17 protein-coding genes and 1 pseudogene are annotated in these 16,767 nt (G+C 71.2%); 10 read left to right on the plus strand and 8 right to left on the minus strand.

Features of this window, described 5'->3' with window-relative positions:
- Positions 1-24: 24 nt before the first annotated feature.
- Both C6Y14_RS24400 and C6Y14_RS24405 read right to left on the minus strand, forming a co-directional pair.
- Positions 25-1,863 carry an alpha-galactosidase D gene (locus C6Y14_RS24400; protein WP_107018957.1) on the minus strand — a complete coding sequence of 613 codons (1,839 nt, stop codon included), beginning with the start codon at positions 1,861-1,863 and terminating at the stop codon, positions 25-27.
- Between the two features lie 109 nt (positions 1,864-1,972).
- Positions 1,973-3,157: an ROK family transcriptional regulator gene (locus tag C6Y14_RS24405; RefSeq protein ID WP_107018958.1), complete on the minus strand. Its 1,185-nt coding sequence runs from the start codon at positions 3,155-3,157 to the stop codon at positions 1,973-1,975.
- 190 nt (positions 3,158-3,347) lie between these two features.
- Between C6Y14_RS24405 and C6Y14_RS24410 the strand changes: the two genes are divergently transcribed.
- Complete coding sequence (locus C6Y14_RS24410; protein ID WP_107019226.1) at positions 3,348-5,120, plus strand: ATP-binding cassette domain-containing protein; 1,773 nt, start codon at positions 3,348-3,350, stop codon at positions 5,118-5,120.
- Between the two features lie 42 nt (positions 5,121-5,162).
- Here the strand turns inward: C6Y14_RS24410 and C6Y14_RS24415 are convergent, their stop codons facing one another.
- Complete coding sequence (locus tag C6Y14_RS24415; RefSeq protein WP_107018959.1) at positions 5,163-6,590, minus strand: aminotransferase class V-fold PLP-dependent enzyme; 1,428 nt, start codon at positions 6,588-6,590, stop codon at positions 5,163-5,165.
- A gap of 334 nt (positions 6,591-6,924) precedes the next feature.
- Here C6Y14_RS24415 and ligD point away from each other — a divergent pair, with 334 nt between their 5' ends.
- A complete protein-coding gene (gene ligD, locus C6Y14_RS24420) occupies positions 6,925-7,932 on the plus strand; it encodes a non-homologous end-joining DNA ligase (RefSeq protein ID WP_107018960.1) in 1,008 nt (335 codons plus the stop codon).
- A 16-nt stretch (positions 7,933-7,948) separates the two neighbouring features.
- Here ligD and C6Y14_RS24425 read toward each other — a convergent pair whose 3' ends face one another.
- Positions 7,949-8,638, minus strand: coding sequence for a HemK2/MTQ2 family protein methyltransferase (locus tag C6Y14_RS24425; RefSeq protein WP_107018961.1), 690 nt, complete (start codon positions 8,636-8,638; stop codon positions 7,949-7,951).
- 310 nt (positions 8,639-8,948) lie between these two features.
- Positions 8,949-9,122, minus strand: a complete 174-nt coding sequence (locus C6Y14_RS24430; protein ID WP_107018962.1) for a CsbD family protein — start codon at positions 9,120-9,122, stop codon at positions 8,949-8,951.
- Between the two features lie 193 nt (positions 9,123-9,315).
- Between C6Y14_RS24430 and C6Y14_RS24435 the strand changes: the two genes are divergently transcribed.
- Positions 9,316-9,693, plus strand: a complete 378-nt coding sequence (locus tag C6Y14_RS24435; RefSeq protein ID WP_107018963.1) for an ANTAR domain-containing protein — start codon at positions 9,316-9,318, stop codon at positions 9,691-9,693.
- A 193-nt stretch (positions 9,694-9,886) separates the two neighbouring features.
- On the opposite strand, the pseudogene C6Y14_RS24440 reads toward C6Y14_RS24435, so the two are convergent.
- A pseudogene (locus C6Y14_RS24440) lies at positions 9,887-10,672 on the minus strand (RNA polymerase sigma factor SigF); the annotation flags it as partial.
- A gap of 302 nt (positions 10,673-10,974) precedes the next feature.
- Here C6Y14_RS24440 and C6Y14_RS24445 point away from each other — a divergent pair.
- The 6 genes from C6Y14_RS24445 (at position 10,975) to C6Y14_RS24470 (ending at position 14,223) form a co-directional block, all read left to right on the plus strand.
- Positions 10,975-11,145 (plus strand): hydrophobic protein, encoded by a 171-nt coding sequence (locus C6Y14_RS24445; RefSeq protein WP_107018965.1) that lies wholly within the window; start codon positions 10,975-10,977, stop codon positions 11,143-11,145.
- 129 nt (positions 11,146-11,274) lie between these two features.
- Entirely contained in the window at positions 11,275-11,637 is a 363-nt protein-coding gene (locus tag C6Y14_RS24450) for a DUF6479 family protein (RefSeq protein ID WP_107018966.1), read from the plus strand.
- 109 nt (positions 11,638-11,746) lie between these two features.
- Positions 11,747-12,115 carry a VOC family protein gene (locus C6Y14_RS24455; protein ID WP_107018967.1) on the plus strand — a complete coding sequence of 123 codons (369 nt, stop codon included), beginning with the start codon at positions 11,747-11,749 and terminating at the stop codon, positions 12,113-12,115.
- Between the two features lie 100 nt (positions 12,116-12,215).
- A complete protein-coding gene (locus C6Y14_RS24460; protein WP_107019227.1) occupies positions 12,216-13,217 on the plus strand; it encodes an iron-containing redox enzyme family protein in 1,002 nt (333 codons plus the stop codon).
- Between the two features lie 72 nt (positions 13,218-13,289).
- Positions 13,290-13,514, plus strand: coding sequence for a CDGSH iron-sulfur domain-containing protein (locus C6Y14_RS24465; RefSeq protein ID WP_107018968.1), 225 nt, complete (start codon positions 13,290-13,292; stop codon positions 13,512-13,514).
- A gap of 82 nt (positions 13,515-13,596) precedes the next feature.
- A complete protein-coding gene (locus C6Y14_RS24470) occupies positions 13,597-14,223 on the plus strand; it encodes an alpha-ketoglutarate-dependent dioxygenase AlkB (protein ID WP_107018969.1) in 627 nt (208 codons plus the stop codon).
- 54 nt (positions 14,224-14,277) lie between these two features.
- Here C6Y14_RS24470 and C6Y14_RS24475 read toward each other — a convergent pair whose 3' ends face one another.
- Together C6Y14_RS24475 and C6Y14_RS24480 are read right to left on the minus strand one after the other, a co-directional pair.
- Complete coding sequence (locus C6Y14_RS24475) at positions 14,278-14,700, minus strand: DUF6114 domain-containing protein (protein ID WP_107018970.1); 423 nt, start codon at positions 14,698-14,700, stop codon at positions 14,278-14,280.
- The gene (locus C6Y14_RS24480; RefSeq protein ID WP_107018971.1) at positions 14,700-15,410 is read right to left on the minus strand and encodes a DUF6230 family protein; all 711 of its coding nucleotides are present in this window, start codon (positions 15,408-15,410) and stop codon (positions 14,700-14,702) included. The genes C6Y14_RS24475 and C6Y14_RS24480 overlap by 1 nt, the downstream gene beginning before the upstream one ends.
- 683 nt (positions 15,411-16,093) lie before the next feature.
- Between C6Y14_RS24480 and C6Y14_RS24485 the strand changes: the two genes are divergently transcribed.
- Positions 16,094-16,759: a Tat pathway signal sequence domain protein gene (locus C6Y14_RS24485; RefSeq protein WP_107018972.1), complete on the plus strand. Its 666-nt coding sequence runs from the start codon at positions 16,094-16,096 to the stop codon at positions 16,757-16,759.
- The last annotated feature ends 8 nt before the right edge of the window (positions 16,760-16,767 follow it).

The following is a 16,767-nucleotide window of genomic DNA, read 5'->3' on the forward strand; positions in this document are numbered from 1 at the left end:
GAAGAGAGGTGAGGAGGACAGCGGTCAGGACGACTTCGGTACGTCGATGCGGTCGATGTCCGGGGCGTAGCCGGAGCCGCTGTCGAAGGTGATGGTGTTGGCGCCGGCCTTGAGCGAGACAGGCACGCTGACGGTCTCGGCGGTCCCCCAGTCCCCGGTGGAGGGGAACTTGTGACTCGTCGGGCCGTTGCCGTTCGCGGAGACCTCGACGGAGCGGGGGTCACCGCTGACGTAGGCGACCTTCACCTGGTACGTGCCGGCCTTGGCGACGACGACGTCGTTGAAGCGGAGCGAGCCGCCGACGTAGAGGTTGCCGACCTTCTTGCCGCCCGAGCAGGCCGGGCAGTCGGCCACGGAGGCGTTCCCGCCGAGGGTGTTGGCGGCGGCTTCGGCCTCGTAACCGGTCGTGGTGAGCGCGGTGCCGCGCGGGGTCACGGTGAACAGCCGGGAGCCGTGCGCGGGCAGGGCCTGGGTCACCTTGTCCTTGTAGGTGCCGAGGTTCTCGCGGTTCCACAGGTCCCGTACGGCGGCCTTGCCGGTGAAGCCGAGGGCGGCCCAGTCGGCGGAGACGGCGGCGGGCCTGTCGGCGAGGTTGAACAGGGCGACGGTGTAGCTGCCGTCGGCGTTCTTGGCGGCCCACACCTGCTGCGGGTCGGACGGGGTGATCGGCCGGGCGGGCGGCATGCTGCCCTGGTTGAGGGCGATGACCTCGCGGTTGGTCAGCAGCGACACACCGTAGGAGTCCAGCTTGGTCAGGTCGTCACCGGTGTAGAGCGGGGACTTGGCGATGGCCCACAGGGTCGCGTAGCTCTGGCGCTCCGCCTTGGTGAGTCCGTCCATGTCGCCGTTGCCGACGTCCAGGGAGTCCAGGTCGTTCCAGCCGCCGGGGCCCGCGTGGCGGGTCCAGCCGGGGAGGTCGTCCCAGCGGTCGTCGACCGAGTTCTCCCAGCTGACGAGGGTGTTGCAGTAGCACTCGACGTCGGTGTCGATGCGCCAGCCGTTGGAGTACTTCTTCCAGTCGGCGATCCGGCCTATGTCCAGCGACCAGGAGACCTCAAGGTGGATGGGGCGGCCGGTGGCGGCGATGGCCTTGTTCCAGGCGGCGACGTCGGCAACGTTGTCGTACTGGTCGCCGTTCTTGCCGGAACCCGGTCCGACGCCGTCCAGTTTGAGGAAGTCGTAGCCCCAGTCGGCGAAGAGCCGCGCCTGCGAGTCGACGTACTTCTGCGCGCAGGGGTCGGAGAAGTCGAGCTTGTAGGCGCTGTCCCAGCCGTTGGTGGTGCGCAGGTCGCCGTACACGACGTCGGCGGTCGTGCAGTCACCGGCGTTCCAGATCGGGACCTTGCCCTCTCCGTACGCCTCCTTCTGCAGACCGACGGGCAGGTAGATGCCCGCTTTGAGGCCCTTGCCGTGGATGTGGTCGGCGACGGGCTTCATCCCGCGCGGGAAGCGTCCCGGGTCCGCCTTCTGGCGCCCGTACGCGTCGAAGCCGGGCTTCCAGGCCTGGTCCATCCACCATCCCGCGTCGAGGTTGACGTACTCGTAGCCGAACGGCTTGAGCTTGGCGGCCAGGGCGTCCGCCTGCTTGAGGACGTTCTTCTCGGTGAGGTAGCTGTAGTCGCCGTCGGGGTTGAGCCCCGGGTACTTCGAGGACTGCATGCTCCAACTCGACCAGCCCATGTACGGCTTGGCCGCGAGGGCCGACGTACTGGCGGCCGACGTGGCGGCGGCCGTGGTGGGGGTCGGGGTGGCCGCCTGTGCCGACGGGAGGGCGGCGGCCGTCGCGGCGGTCAGCGCCAGGACGAGGAGGGCTCTGAGGGAACGGCGGGCGGGGGCTGTGGGGGCGTACGAGGATGACCGCATGGGTCGGAACCTCCTGTGAGGGGTCGGGCTGTGCGGGGGTGTGGTGCTGCGGCTCAGCGACCGCGTCGGGGTGTACGGCGTAAGCAGCTGGGCCGTAGGGGGCGGCGGCTCATCCCGTGCCGTGGGGCGGGCCGCCGATGAAGGACTGGATCGCGGTGGCCGCGGCGCCGCGCGCCCACTCATCGAAGGCCAACGGGCGGGTCAGCAGGTCGCAGCGGGCGGCGGTGCCGAAGGCGGAGGCGGCGAAGGCGTCGCGGATCTGCTCGGCGAACAGGTCGTACGCCGCCAGCCCCTCACCCGAGATGATCACGCGTTCGGGCCCCATGAGGTTGGCGACGGTCGCGATGGCCCGGCCGATCGCGTCCCCGGCCCGTGCGTAGACCTCGCGGGCGCCGGGGTCGCCCCGCCGGGCCAGTTCGACGGCCTGTGCCGCGTCGGCCACCGGAAGGCCGGTCGCGTCGCGCACCGCGGCGACGATCGCGGGGTCGGCGGCGATCGCCTCGGCGCAGCCCCGGTTCCCGCAGTGGCAGAGCGGACCGGTGGGGTCGATGACCACGTGCCCGATCTCACCGGCGACGCCGTGGGCCCCCGAGACGACCTTGCCGTGCACGACCAGGCCGCAGCCGATGCCCGCTCCCACCGTGACCACGGCGAAGTCGGACAGGCCGACGCCCGCGCCGAACCACTGCTCGGCGACGGTCAGGGCCCGCACGTCGTTGTCGACGGTGACCGGCAGTCCGGTCGTCATCTCCACCAGTTCGCCGAGCGGCAGATCGCGCCACTCCAGGAAGGGCGACAGACGCACCTCGCCCGCGGCCCGGTCCACGTCGCCGGAGACGGCGACACCGATCCCCTGCACCTGGACGCCGAACCCGTCGGCCTCCGCGAGGAGTTCCTGTACGAGGTCGGCGACGGCGGTCAGCACGGGCTGCGGTTCACGGCCACGCAGGGGCACATGGCGGGCGACCCGGATCCGGCAGCACAGGTCCGTCAGTAAGGCGATGATCTCGTCGCCGGTCACCTTGACACCGATGAACAGGGCCCGGCCGCCGTCCACCCGCACGGAGTTGGCGGGCCGCCCCAGCGCGGGACGTGCCTCGTCCCCGGCCTCCTCCACCAGGTATCCGGCCTCGATCAGGGGCCGGACCGCCTTGGTGACGGCGGCGGCCGACAGTCCCGCCCGGCCGGCCATGTCGGACCGGGTGAGCGGGCCGTGGGACAGCACGGTGGTGAAGATCTGGGCAGCGGCCGGCGTGTGGGCCGGGAACGCCTCGGTGCGAGGAGTCGAGCGCATGCCCGGAACCTAGGGTGATTCTTTTCCGTCGTCAATGAAAGAAACAAAGATCGTTTTAAGTGAGGTAACGAAGGTATTTTGGCGCGCAATTATGAAGGCAGATCGTCGAGTTGCCGCTGAAACGAAGGTGATGATGGCGTCGCCCTCCGAGATCTGTCCGGCGTCGGTGTCCCCCTGGCATGCTGCCCCCATGCCGACGACACCGACAGGACTCCGCATTCAGGCGCGCCGGCTCACCCAGCGGGTGCGCGGAGCGGGGCGCGTGCTGCACGACGTGTCGGTCGACATCGCCCCCGGACGGATCGTCGTGATCGCGGGCAGCAGCGGGGCGGGCAAGACGGTCCTGCTGGAATCACTGGCGGGACTGCGTGCCGCCGACGAAGGAGTGGTACTGCACGACGGCGTCCGACCGGGCGCGCCGGGACCGGAGTTCGGGTTCGTCCCGCAGGAGGACACCCTGCACCGGGACCTGCCGCTCCACCGGACCCTGGTGTACGCCGCCGGTCTGCGGATGCCCGCCGGGACCACCGCCGGGTCGGTCACCGCGGCCGTGGACCGGGTCCTGGCCGCCCTGGGACTGTCTCACCGCGCCGGCACCCCGGTGCGCGCGCTCAGCGGTGGGGAGCGCAAACGGGCCGGTATCGCCGCCGAGTTGCTCACCGGCCCGCGGGCGCTCCTCCTCGACGAACCGACCTCCGGGCTCGATCCGGTGACCGGCGCCGCCCTGCTGCGGACCCTGCGTTCGCTGGCCGAGGGCGGCACCACCGTCGTACTGACCACCCACGTCCTCGCCGACCTCCTCCGCGGCGACCACGTCGTGTTCCTCTCCCCCGGCGGGCAGGTCGCGTACGCGGGTGATCCGGGCGGCCTGTGCGGGGCGTTCGGGGTGGACACGGTGGAGGACGTGTACGGCGTGGTGGCCGGAGGTGCCGTACCCGTCGGCGCCTTGGCCGTCGGTGGCGTATCCGCCGGTGGCCTGCCCGATGGAGCTGTCTCCAGAGGCGCCGCCTCCGATGACGCTGTCTCCGATGGTGTGCGGGTCGGACCGGTACCGGACGAGCCGGTCGCGCCCCGCACCGGCCCGGCGACGCGGCCCGTCCCACGACGGCGCGTCGGTGCCCTACGGCAGTGGTCCCTGCTCACCCGGCGCGGCACCGCCCTGCTGCTGCACAGCCGGCTCTCGGTCGCCGTGCTGGCGGGCTCGCCCGTGATGATCGTGGCGATGTTCGCGGTGCTGTTCCGGGCGGGGGCGTTCGACCCGGCCGACCCGGATCCGGGATCGACCGCGATGATCATGTTCTGGATAGCGTTCGGCGCCTTCTTCTTCGGGCTGACGTACGGGCTGCTGCAGATCTGCACGGAACTGCCCGTGCTGCGCCGCGAATGGCTGGCGGGCCTGCGGATCGGCCCGTACGTCGCCTCGAAGCTCACGATCATGCTGCCGGTGCTCGCCGCCGCGGACGCCCTGCTGCTCGCCGTGCTGCGCGCCCTGGACCGGCTGCCCGCGGCGGGCTGGGACACCTACCTCTCCCTGTTCGTGTCGAGCGTGCTGGCGTCCGCCGCCGCACTCGCGCTGGGCCTGCTCGCCTCGGCGGCGGTGACCGATCCCGGGCAGGCGACGCTGATGCTGCCCCTGCTGTGCTTCCCGCAGGTGCTCTTCTCCGGCGCCTTCGTGCCGGTTCCCCGGATGACGGCGGCCGGGGAGGCGATCAGCTGGGCCATGACGAACCGCTGGGCGTTCGAGGCACTCGGAGCCGGCGTCGGTCTGGAAGCACTGTGGCGCGACGGGGCCTCCCGGCTGGGCCCGCCGCTCCTCGACTCGTACGGTGACTCGTTCGCCGGGCCCGCAGGCCGCGGCTGGCTGATCCTGACGGGGTGCACGCTGGTGTTCCTGGCCGCGACCTGGGCGGTGCTGGCGCGCAGGTGCCGGGGCGGTGTGGTGCGCGACCGGGCGGGCAGCTGAGAAACCCCGTCCCCCTCACGTCGTCCGCCGCCCGCCCGTCTGTCAGCAGCCTGCCCTCGCCTCCAGACCGGTCGCGCCCGGCACCCGGTCCCGGTAGGTCTCCCGTACGAACTCCAGGAACACGTCGATGTCCCTGGGCTGCGACGACAGGCCGAGCGAGACACGGACCGCGCCCGCCGACGGCAGGTGCAGCAGCTCCAAGTACTCCTCCAGGGAGGTGAGTCGGCGGCGGGCGGCCGAGCGCAGCAGGCGGGGCGGCAGGGCGAAGGCCGCCTCGCCCGCGCCCGGGTTGCAGAAACAGCCCGTGCGCAGCGAGATGCCCCGCGAGGCGCTGTCGCGGGTGACGATCCGTTCGTCGATGACCTTGCCGTCGGCGTCCAGCAGATTGAGCGCGACGGTCCCGCCGCGGGCCACGAGGTCGCGCGGGCCGTACACCCGGACCAGCGGGGAGCCGTCGCTGTGCCGCAACGCCGCCAGTCCGGCCAGGAGTCGGGCGGTCAGCGCGGTCACATGCGCGTGCACCCGTTCCATGCCGATCGCGTCGATCCACTCCAGCCCGGCCGTCACGTCGGGGATGGAGAGGAAGTTGACCGTGCCGTCCTCGAAGGCCGCCTCGTCGTCGGCGAGGACGTGCCACTGCGCCTGCGCGCTGACCGCGTAGATCGTGCCGCCGGAGAACCAGGGCCGGCGCAGCCGGGCGAGCGCGTCCCGGCGGGCGATCAGACTGCCGACTCCGGTGGGATGGCCGAAGACCTTGTACCAGCTGACGACGGTGAAGTCGGGGTGGTAGCGGCTCAGGTCGAGGGTGTTGACGGGGACGAAGGCGGCCGCGTCGAGCAGGACGTCGTAGCCGCGCGCCTGGGCCGTCTCGATCCAGGCGAGCGGATGCTGGACGCCGGTGAAGTTGCTCTGCGCCGGATAGGCGAGCAGCCCCTGTCTGCGCTCACCGGTCCGTGACGGTCGCCGGCCGACACCGCGTCCACGTCCGCGTCCACGTCCGCGCTCGGGCAGAGCGGCCCGCAGCCGCCGTTCGTCCACGCGGAGACCGGGACCGTCCACGGGTACGTACGTCGTGCGCGCACCGCGTGAACGCGCGTACTCCCGCAGGCCGTTGACCGAGTTGTGGTTGTCGAGCGGCATGACCAGTCTGCTGCGGCGGTGGAACGGGTACGCCTCACCGACCAGGCGCAGGGCGCCCGTCGCGTTCGGGGTGAAGATGACGGCGTATTCGGCCGGGTCGGCACGGAAGTGGCGGAGCACCGCCCGGCGTGCCCGGGCCAGCAGGAGTCCCGAGGCGCGGGAGGCCGGGCTCTCGGAATGGGGGTTCCCGAAGACTCCGCCGGTGATCCGTGTGGCGCTCCCCCGGACGAGTGAGGCCGGTGCGAGGCCGGCTCCCGTGTGGTCGAGGTAGGTGTGGCCGTCGGCGTCGAGGTAGCCGAACTCCTGGCTTCTCAGTTCCGCGAGATCCACGAGATCCCCGCGACCAGCCTGCTTCGCGGGACCTGCGTGGTCCGCCGGTCCCGCGCCGTTCACCGTGCGGGCGTCGCCGTCGGGTATGTGGCCGGTAGTCCCTGTCCTGTCCACGGTTCCTCCCCCATGAGGCCGGGCCCTCCCCGTGTGCCGGGGCGGGGCACGGTTCTCCTCACATGATGCTGAGATCCGCCCGGACAGGAAGGGGTTGCCGATGATCGGCGCGTCCACCCCCGCACGGGCGCCCGGCGGGAGCGCCCGGTCGCGGGGTCCCGCGGCCTGCGCGACGATGCGTGGAGGGCAGGGGAAGGGCCGGACGAAGGAGTGAGCGGCGATGACCGACCTTCTGGGCTCCCTGCCCGAGGACCAGGCGCGGCTGCTCCGTGACGCGGTGCCCGGCGTCGAGCTGGCGTCCGGGCCGATGCTCGCCACGCTCAGCGACCGGCGCGACTTCCCCGGCGACTGGGTCTTCGAGCGGAAGCTCGACGGCGTCCGCGTGCTGGCGGTACGCGAGGGGGAACAGGTCCGGCTCCTCTCGCGCGCCGGCAACCGCCTCAACGAGACGTACCCGGAGGTGGTGGCCGCGCTCGCCGCCCAGTCCTGCGCGGACTTCACCGTGGACGGGGAGATCGTCGCGTTCACGCGCGGCCGCACGGACTTCGGCCGCCTTCAGCAACGCATGGGGCTCACGCGCCGCCGGGACGTCGAGGCGAGCACGGTCGCCGTGACGTACTGCCTCTTCGATCTGCTGAGGCTGGAGGGGGCGGACACGACACGGCTGCCGTTGCGCGTACGCAAGTCCCTGCTGCGTCGCGCCCTGACCTACCGCGCGCCGCTGCGCCTGACGACCCATCGCAACGAGGGAGGGACCGGTCTTCTGGCCGACGCCTGCGCCCGGGGCTGGGAGGGGCTCATCGCCAAGCGCGCCGACAGCCCCTACCTGCCGCGTCGTTCACCGGACTGGCTGAAGCTGAAGTGCTCCCTGGAGCAGGAGTTCGTGATCGGCGGGTTCACCGAACCGGGCGGCAGCCGCGCCGGGTTCGGTGCCCTGCTCCTGGGTCACCACGAGGGCGAGGGCCTGCGGTACGCGGGCAAGGTGGGTACGGGGTTCGACCGCCGTACGCTCCTCGCGCTGCGCGGTGCCCTCGACGAACTCGCCCTGTCCGCCTCGCCGTTCACCGGCCGGGTGCGCGAGGCGGGCGCCCACTGGGCCGAACCGGTACTGGTCGCGCAGATCGCGTTCACCGAGTGGACACGCGACGGCATGCTCCGCCACCCGCGCTTCCTCGGACTGCGCTACGACAAGCCGCCACGGGACGTCGTCCGCGAAAGGCCGTCGTAGGGCGGGGCTGTCGCGGTCAGCTGGTCCGTTCGGCCCTGATGATCACCAGCTCCTCGTTCTCCTCGCGCACCGCGATCCGGCCGGACTCTCTCAGCCACGGCAGACGCGAGCGGAGTACGGGCCCGAACGGGATGTACGCCCGGTCGCCGACCGTGGCCCGCAGTCCCGATTCGGCCAGCCGGTCCAGGGTCTCGTCGGTACCGCTCAGCCCCGACTGGGCGATGAGCAGGACACCTCCGGGCCGCAGGACGCGCGGCACGTCGGCGCAGATGCGGTCCAGGATCGCGCGCCCGTCGAGACCTGCGTTCCAGGCCCGCTCACGGCCCCGGCCGACGGACGGTTCCGACGGGGGCGTGGGCACGTACGGCGGATTGCTGATGATCAGGTCGAAGGACCGTCCCCGTACCGGTTCCAGGAGGTCGCCGTGGTGGACCGTGAGGCGCTGCCGCGACCGCAGGGCGTTGAGCCGGGCGGTGAGCACGGCCCGCCAGGCGATGTCGACCGCTGTGACGCGGGCGCCCTTGCGGGCGGCGCAGATCGCCAGGGTGCCGGTACCGGTTCCGAGATCGAGGACGTCCATGCCGGGGGCGGGGCCCTCGCGGTAGAGGGCCCGGGCCAGAAGGAAGGTGTCGGCCTGCGGCGCGTAGACACCCGGAGGTGCCATCAAGGGGCCGGGTGGGCGTGTCGGGTCGACGAGAAAAGCCATGAGGGGATTCCTCCGTCCGGGCGCCCCTTACGGGTGCGGGAGGTGGGTGCACACGGCCGCTGAACGCCTGGTCGGGCACGTCTTTTCAGCAGCCGAGTGCCCATGGATCACTTCTCCACACCTCTTCCGCCACGGGTGCCCCGCAGGTGGCGGGCGGTCGCGTCCTGTTGTGCAGGCGTCCCGTCGTACGGACGCGGGAACGCCCCCGAACGGTCACTGCTGGAACCGGTGACCATGCGAGGGCGTACGCGCGCGTGGGCAGGCAGGTACTCGGGAGCCTGCCCGGCAGGCGGGAATGTGACGACAGGGCTTAGCGGCCGGACTTCTTCATGTGGCCCGCGGCCCGGTCCTTGAGGTCCTCGGCCTTGCCCGCCATCTGCTCGCCCCGGCCCTCCCCCTCCATGGACTTGTCGTCCATGGCCCTGCCGGTGGCCTCCTTCATCTTGCCCTTCATCTGCTTGGCCTTGCTCTTCGCCTTGCTCATGGTGTTCCGCCTTCGTACGAGGGTTGGACTGCCGTCTTCACCCTGCGCCCGACGGGCGGCCTTCGCAATCCGTGAGATGTCGTCACTCTGGGTCACATTTGCTCGGGGTGGGTGGTCGGCGTACTGGCACGCGCCCGGTCGAGTGGGGACGATGGACCGCGACAGCGATGTGCCGCGACCCCGGAGGGGACGAATGACGCCAGACGCCGGTTCGGGCGCCGACCAGCCCGGCGGCGGCCGGCCGGGCCGCGCCCCGTCCGAGGAGGAGACACCCCGGATCGTCGAACTGGAGGAGGAGATCGGCCAGCTCAAGGAGGCCGTGACCTCGCACGCCGTCGTGGACCAGGCGATCGGCATGATGGTGGCTCTCGGCCGGGTGACACCCCGTCAGGGCTGGTGCGTGCTGCGGGAGGTGTCGCAGCACACGAACCTCAAGCTGCGGAACGTGGCCGAGCTGATCGTCGTATGGGGACAGCGGGGCGATCTGCCGCCCGACGTCCTGGCCGCCCTGGAGGAGACGCTCGACCGGTACGGGCCCGCCCTGCGGCCGGGATACGACCCACCGCCGTGACAAGGGTGTTTTATCCAGGCCCTGTTGGTTACTTCGGTGAATGGCAGTCCGCTGGCAAACCGCTCCCGGGAGGGTTCGGCAGTGAGCTCGCCACGCAGCCGCCCGCCCCGGGAGCACCCCGCGGCGGGCGGCTGGGTCCGTTGGGCCCGGCCGTCCTGCCGCGCCCCCGGTCGGACTCGTCGTCGTGCTCGTGGTCGGCGAGGGCCTCGTCGCGCACCCTGGCGCAGCAGCCGCTGAGCAGTCGCGAGACGTGCATCTGCGAGATACCCAGGTGTTCGGCGATGCGCCCCTGGGTCATCCCTCCGAAGAACCGCAGATAGAGGATGGTCCGCTCGCGCTCGGGGAGCGCGGCGATGCATGGCTTCACCGCTTCGCGGTCGATGACCAGGTCGAACCCGGTGTCGGACTCACCGAGGGCGTCCCCCAGCGCGTACCCGTCGTCGCTGCCGGGAAGTTCGGCGTCGAGGGACAGGGCGGTGAAGCTGTCGAGGGCTTCGAATCCGGCCCGTACGTCGTCCTCGGTCATCTGGGCGTGTGCGGCGATCTCGGCGACGGTCGGCCTGCGGCCCGGGATGGTCTGCGACAGCTCCTTCGCGGCGGCGCGGACCCGGTTGCGCAGGTCCTGGACGCGTCGCGGTACGTGCAGAACCCACATGTGGTCGCGGAAGTGGCGCTTGATCTCACCGGTGATGGTCGGGATGGCGTAGCTCTCGAACGCGTTGCCGCGCTCGGGGTCGTAGCGGTCGACCGCTTTGACGAGGCCGAGTGCCGCCACCTGGGCGAGATCCTCGGTGGACTCGCCCCTCCCCCGGTACCGCAGGGCGATCCGGTTCGCCATGGGCAGCCAGTCCCGCACCAGATCGTCGCGCAGGGCCTGCCGGTCGGCTCCCTCGGGCAGGGCGGCCAGCCGTACGAAGGCCGCTGCCGTGTCGGGGGCGTCGTCATGGGGATGCTGCTTCGTCCTGACGGTGATTGGCATGCTGCGTCGCATCTCCCTCAGAGGGTGCTCACGGAAACAGTCACCGTGGGAGGGCGCACAAACGGGCCCGGCCGGGACACAACCGAGGTCTGGCTCACCAGCTCCCGCGGACGTGCCTCCAGTCCGAAGCACTATGAATGATTTCCCCCGAAGCAGACATCTCCAAACTTTTCATTTCATAACATGACTTTAGGATTATCGCTGGTCATGCGGAGTAAGGAGTGACAACGGCCCATATCGAACCCTGCGGCGCGGTAGTGGTCAGGGATTCGGGGAACTCAGCCACCCAGGAGGTGGAGGCCATGGTTCCGATTCTCTTGGTCCTGCTGCTGGTCCTGATTCTCTTCGGGGCCGGATTCGCCGTGAAAATACTCTGGTGGATCGCCATCGCGGTGCTCGTCATCTGGTTGCTCGGCTTCCTGATGCGCGGCACGACGGGCACGGGAGGCAGGTCACGCTGGTACAAATGGTGAGAGAGCCTCGACGGACCGGCTCCTGGGCGCACGCCGCCCGGGAGCCGTTTCGCGTGCCGGCCCGGAGCGACGAGGGGGCCGTCACGGGAAACCCCTGTTTCGGCTGGTGGGACAGGGTACTCGGGGGAAATGGACTTCAACCCGACATCCCTGGCCGCTTCCGGCGCCGCCGTGGGCGGAATCGTGCCGTTCCTGATCGGCGTCATCCTCGTCGGCGGCCTGATCTGGGCCGTGGTGTGGGGCCGTCGGCAGCGCGCCCGCCAGCCCGCACCGCCCCGCCCCGAGGAGCAGCCCCGCCTTCCCGACTCCGGACCCGTCGGACCGGTAACCGAGCGGCGCGAGCCCGACGGGATCGCCGAGGGCCAGGACCGCCTCACCCCGCACCAGATGGGCGGCGACTCCTCGCACCGCGCGGCCGACCAGGAGCGCCCGACCTGGAACGACAACGACAGTGGCGGCTTCGGCAGCGGCGGCCCCGGGCGCACCTCCTGACCCGCGCCCCCGCCCGCCTGCCCACTTGTCCGTCCGCCCGCCGGTGCGCGCTGCGCCGGACGTCGGAAAAGGCCACCCGGATTACGCGGACATCTGCTTCACTCGGCGCATGCTGAAGATCGGATCCGTCGTCCTGGGTGTGTCGGACGTCCGGCGCGCCGCCGCGTTCTGGACGCGGGCACTCGGCTACGAGCCGCGCGAGGCGGCCGAGGACGACTGGGTGGTGCTGGTCCCCGCCGACGGCACCGGCCCCCAGGTGGCCCTCGGCCTGAGCGACACACCGGTGCAGGAACACCCCCGCGTCCACCTCGACCTGTACGCCGGCGACACCGCCGACCAGGCCGCCGAGGTCGAGCGGCTCGTGTCCCTCGGCGCCCGGCGGGTCGACTGGGACCTGTATCCCGAGGATCCCGACTTCGTCGTCCTCGCGGACCCCGACGGCAACCGCTTCTGCGTCATCGACACAGGACGCGAGTGAGCCCTGCCGTCGTCACCGACGTGCGGCTTTGCGTGCGTCCGACCCGGGCCGCGGTGATCCGCGCAGGTGAGGGGTGCTCGATCACGGGTACCCGGCACGCATGGAACCAGCAGCCAAGCGCCCGTACGCGGAACCGGAACTCCCGCCGAGCCGAGGAGAGATCTCCGCGGCGCTCATCGAGTATCTGCGCGGCACGGGCCCGCTGCCCGGCGATGCGGCTCTCGCAGGTGCCGACCCGCTCGGCGACGACCTCCAGCTGGCGCTCTACGTCTGCTACGAGCTGCACTACCGCGGCTTCGCCGGTGTCGACGGCGCCCGCGAGTGGGACCCCGAACTGCTGCGGGTCCGCGCGGCGCTGGAAAGGCCGTTCCTGGCGGCCCTGCGCGCCGGAGCGACCCGGCACAGCCGCGCGGACGAGGCGCTGGACGAGCTGCTCGTGGAACCCGCCGACGGTGAGGGTGTCTCCCATTTCCTGCAGGACAAGGGCGAGTTGTGGCAGCTGCGCGAGTACGCCGCCCAGCGCTCGGTCTACCACCTCAAGGAAGCCGATCCGCATGCCTGGGTCCTGCCGCGGCTGTGGGGACGCGCCAAGGCGGGCATGGCGGCGGTGGAGTTCGACGAGTGGGGAGGGGGGCGTGCCGAGCGCGTGCACGCCCAGCTGTTCGCCGACCTCATGACCGACCTCGGCCTGGACCCGTCGTACGGGCGCTATCTGGACGCGAGCGGCGCCGAGGCGCTGGCCGTCGTCAACCTGATGTCCCTCTTCGGTCTGCACCGCGAGCTGCGCGGCGCGCTGGTCGGCCACTTCGCCGCGGTGGAGACCACCTCCTCCCCCGGGTCCCGGCGGCTGGCGAAGGCGATGCGGCGCACCGGGGCGGGCCCGGCGGCCGAGCACTTCTACGCCGAGCACGTAGAGGCGGACGCGGTGCACGAGCAGGTGGTACGCCGTGAGGTCGTCGCCGGCCTGCTGGAGGAGGAACCGCATCTGGACGCCGACATCGCGTTCGGTGTCGAGGCCACCGGATGGGTCGAGGACCGGCTGGCGGACCGCCTGCTGGAGGCCTGGCGGTCCGGCCGGTCCTCGTTGCGCGCCGCCGTATGACCACCGCGTGACAACCTTCGCAGCGCTCGCGGAAGGCCGTCCAGAGAGTCGAGAGAAAGGCGGTGAACGGCCGTGCCGAACAGCCCCGCCGAACGCCCGCGCCGGATCGTCGCCCACCGTGAGGGCCCCATGCTCGTCGAGGGGCCGGTCGAGATCGTCCTGGAGGACGGCACGACCGTGTCGTCCGACCGCTTCTGCGTCGCCCTGTGCACGTGCCGGCGCAGCCGTGTCTTCCCCTGGTGCGACACCAGCCACCGCCGCCGTTCGCCGGCGGCGCGCCCCGGCGCCGACCACTGAGCGAGACGCGTGGCCCGGGGCCCGGTCAGACCCCAGACACGTGATTAGCACACGTATTCGAATCACGGGGTAGCCTGGAGGCATGTCCACGCACCTTCAGGGATCACTGTTCGACCAGAGCGACGCCGTCCGCCTCGGGCCGCTCACCGGGCTGCGCCGGACGGTGCTCGGCGACGGGGCGTGGATCGACCTGCTGCCGGGCTGGCTCCACGGGGCGGATCCGCTCTTCGGCCGCCTCGCCGAGGAGGTCCCCTGGCGGGCGGAGCGACGGCAGATGTACGAGCAGGTGGTGGACGTACCGCGACTGCTGGCGTTCTACCGCGCGGAGCATCCGCTGCCGCATCCCGTTCTGGACGAGGCGCGGGACGCGCTGTCCGGTCACTACGCGGACGAGCTGGGGGAACCGTTCACCACGGCCGGGCTCTGCTACTACCGGGACGGCCGGGACAGTGTGGCCTGGCACGGGGACCGGACGGGGCGCGGCGCGCACCGGGACACGATGGTCGCGATCGTCTCCGTGGGCGCCCCTCGTGATCTGCTCCTGCGGCCCCGGCGCGGCGGCGGCACGGTACGGCGTCCGCTCGGGCACGGCGACCTGATCGTGATGGGCGGCTCCTGCCAGCGCACCTGGGAGCACGCGATCCCCAAGAGCGCGCGGGCGGCGGGCCCCCGCGTGAGCATCCAGTTCCGGCCGCACGGCGTGCAGTAGGCAGGAGAGTGCCGGGCCCGTGGGGGCGCCGCCCCGGCGGGCGCCCCCGACGCGTCACGGACGGCCCGCCGACTCCATCGGCTGTGCCGATTTCACGGGCCCCCGGTCGCGGCGGAACCACCTGCGGGGACGGCGCGGCTCCTGGTCCGGCAGCCAGCCGAAGGCGAGGCAGCTGCCGACGACACCGAGGAGGAGGCCGATGAGGAATCCGCCCAGGTTCGAGGTGATCCAGGAGCCCAGGGAGAACAGGACGCCGAGGATCGAGTAGAAGAGCCGCTGTGCGGGGTTGAAGAGGATCAGCAGTCCGCAGATCACCATCAGGACCGGCAGGAGGTAGCCGGCCAGGCCCTGCATGCCGATGTGCATGACGACCTTCAGCGACGCCTTCTGCGTGAGGAGGATCTCCGCTCCGCCCAGGGTGAGCAGCAGCCCGCCCAGGAACGGGCGGTCCGCCCGCCAGCGCCGGAAGGCTGCCATCAGCAGCCCTTGTCGCTGAAGCTCAGCTTCAGCCCGGGCAGTTTGAACACCGCCGCCGTGGTGGCGTAGTTGGTCTGCCGCAGGTTGCCGATGTGGACGGTGTCGGCCTGCTGGCTGAAGACGCCCTTGGGGCCGCGTGTGTGGGACTTGTCGAGTGTGCTGGCGTCGTTGCCGATCTCGATGTTGTCGAAGGACGCGTTGCCCGACAGCTCGGTGGAGTCGGTGGTGAGGTTGGTCGCGGAGACCTTCTGCGCCCCCTCCCCGGCCCTGATGAGCAGGTTGGTGCCGCCGAGGTCGACGCTCTGGCAGAGCTTCTCCAGGGTCGCCTTCTTGATCGCGGAGACCACCACCAGGACCTGGCCGCCGGTGTCGCCCTCGTTCGGGCTGCCCTCGGCCATCTGGTCGAGACCGCCGAACTGTGCGAAGCCCTCCCCGTCGAGGTTGGTCGCGGTGACCGTGAACGGCATGCCGGAGATCGCGAACTGCACACCCAGGGCCCCCTGGGCGGTGAGGATCATGAGGCCCGCGGCGATCAGGGTGGCGGGAACCGCCATCACCGCGGCGCGGCGCGGACGGACCCGCCCACGTCTTGCGGTGCCTACGGGGCTTACGGGGCTTACGGGCGTCTCCGTCGTGGAATCGCTTTCCGGCACTTCGGGGGACTCGGGGGTGGAACCGGCTGACGAGCTGGCGTCCGAGGACGAGGCCATATCTCTGCTCCCAAGGGCATGGTCAACGCTGGGCGGGGCTTCGGGCGGCACGTTGTCCTGGCACGGACAGCGGATGCGGCGCACGTCTCCCCACAACTCCCGGCGGGTGCAAGGGCTTTCACGTTACGCAGCAGTAGCCGCGACGGAAGTTACCCGCGGTAAGTGGCGAGGGTCAAGCACCTTGTGCAAAAAGGAAGTCGGAGATGTGGCGAAGCGATGGAGGCCACCTGATTGAACGTCAACTTCCCTACTGCGTCTTGACGTTGAACATCGTTCAGGTCTACAACTCTCCCTGGCTGCGCATGGATCCGTGGCGCCGGATCCGATCGACGGCGTACGCCGTTCCCGGGCTCCATCCCGTCGCACGGCACCGCATCGCATCCCGTCGCACGGGCCCGCATCCCCTTGCACGGCACTCCGGACCGCCACTCGGCCGCACGAGCGCCTTTCGCGGACCGACCACCTGCGCGCTCCGCGTTCACTCCTCGACGGCACCGGCACGGCCGCTTCCCCCCCTGGGCCGCGCCCGGTCGCCTTGAACCGCCGGCCGTGCCGGAGGTTGTCCTTCGACGCCTCCGGCCGGCCTCCCGGCAGCCGCCGTCGGCCCGTCGCGTTCGGAGAAGGCGCGGCGGGCCGGCGGCGGCCACCTCTTCCACCCCCACTCCCGAAAACGAGGCACCCGCATGCGTACTCGGACTTCCCTCACCCTGGCCGCCGCCGTCACGACCCTCGCCCTTTCGGCGGCCGGCCCGGCCTCCGCGGCCGACGGCTCGGTCCTGACCACCGGCGGCCCCGGCGGAACGGCGGTGGCCGTCGGCGACGTGCTCAGCGCCTCGCTGGCCACCGGCACGAACGCCACGCTGTACTCCAGCGCCACCGGTACGAGCGGCATCTCCTGCTCGTCGTCGGCCTTCGTCGCCACGGTGGTCGACAACCCGGCCGCGCCCGGCACGGCCACCGAGTCCGTCACCAGCCACACCTTCGACAACGCGAGTTGCAGCAGCAACGTGATCGGTGTCCTCGGTGTCACCAGCATCAAGGTCGACAACCTGCCCTACACCACGACCGTGACCTCGGACGGCGCTCTCACCATCACCCCGGCCGCCGGTTCGTCCATCCAGACAACCGCCGTGCTGCGTACGCTTCTTGGCAGCATCACCTGTGTCTACCGGGCGCCCAGCCTGTCGGGCACGGCCAACAACGCCGACAACAGCATCTCGTTCGCGAACCAGCAGTTCACGAAGTTCTCGGGCTCGTCGCTGTGCTTCAGCAACGGCTACTTCACCGCCAAGTACGCCCCGGTGACCGACACCACGCAGGCGGGCAGCCCGGCCGTCCACGTCAACTGACACCACTC

The organism is Streptomyces dioscori (genome assembly GCF_003024195.1).
Taxonomy (GTDB): Bacteria; Actinomycetota; Actinomycetes; order Streptomycetales; family Streptomycetaceae; genus Streptomyces; species Streptomyces dioscori.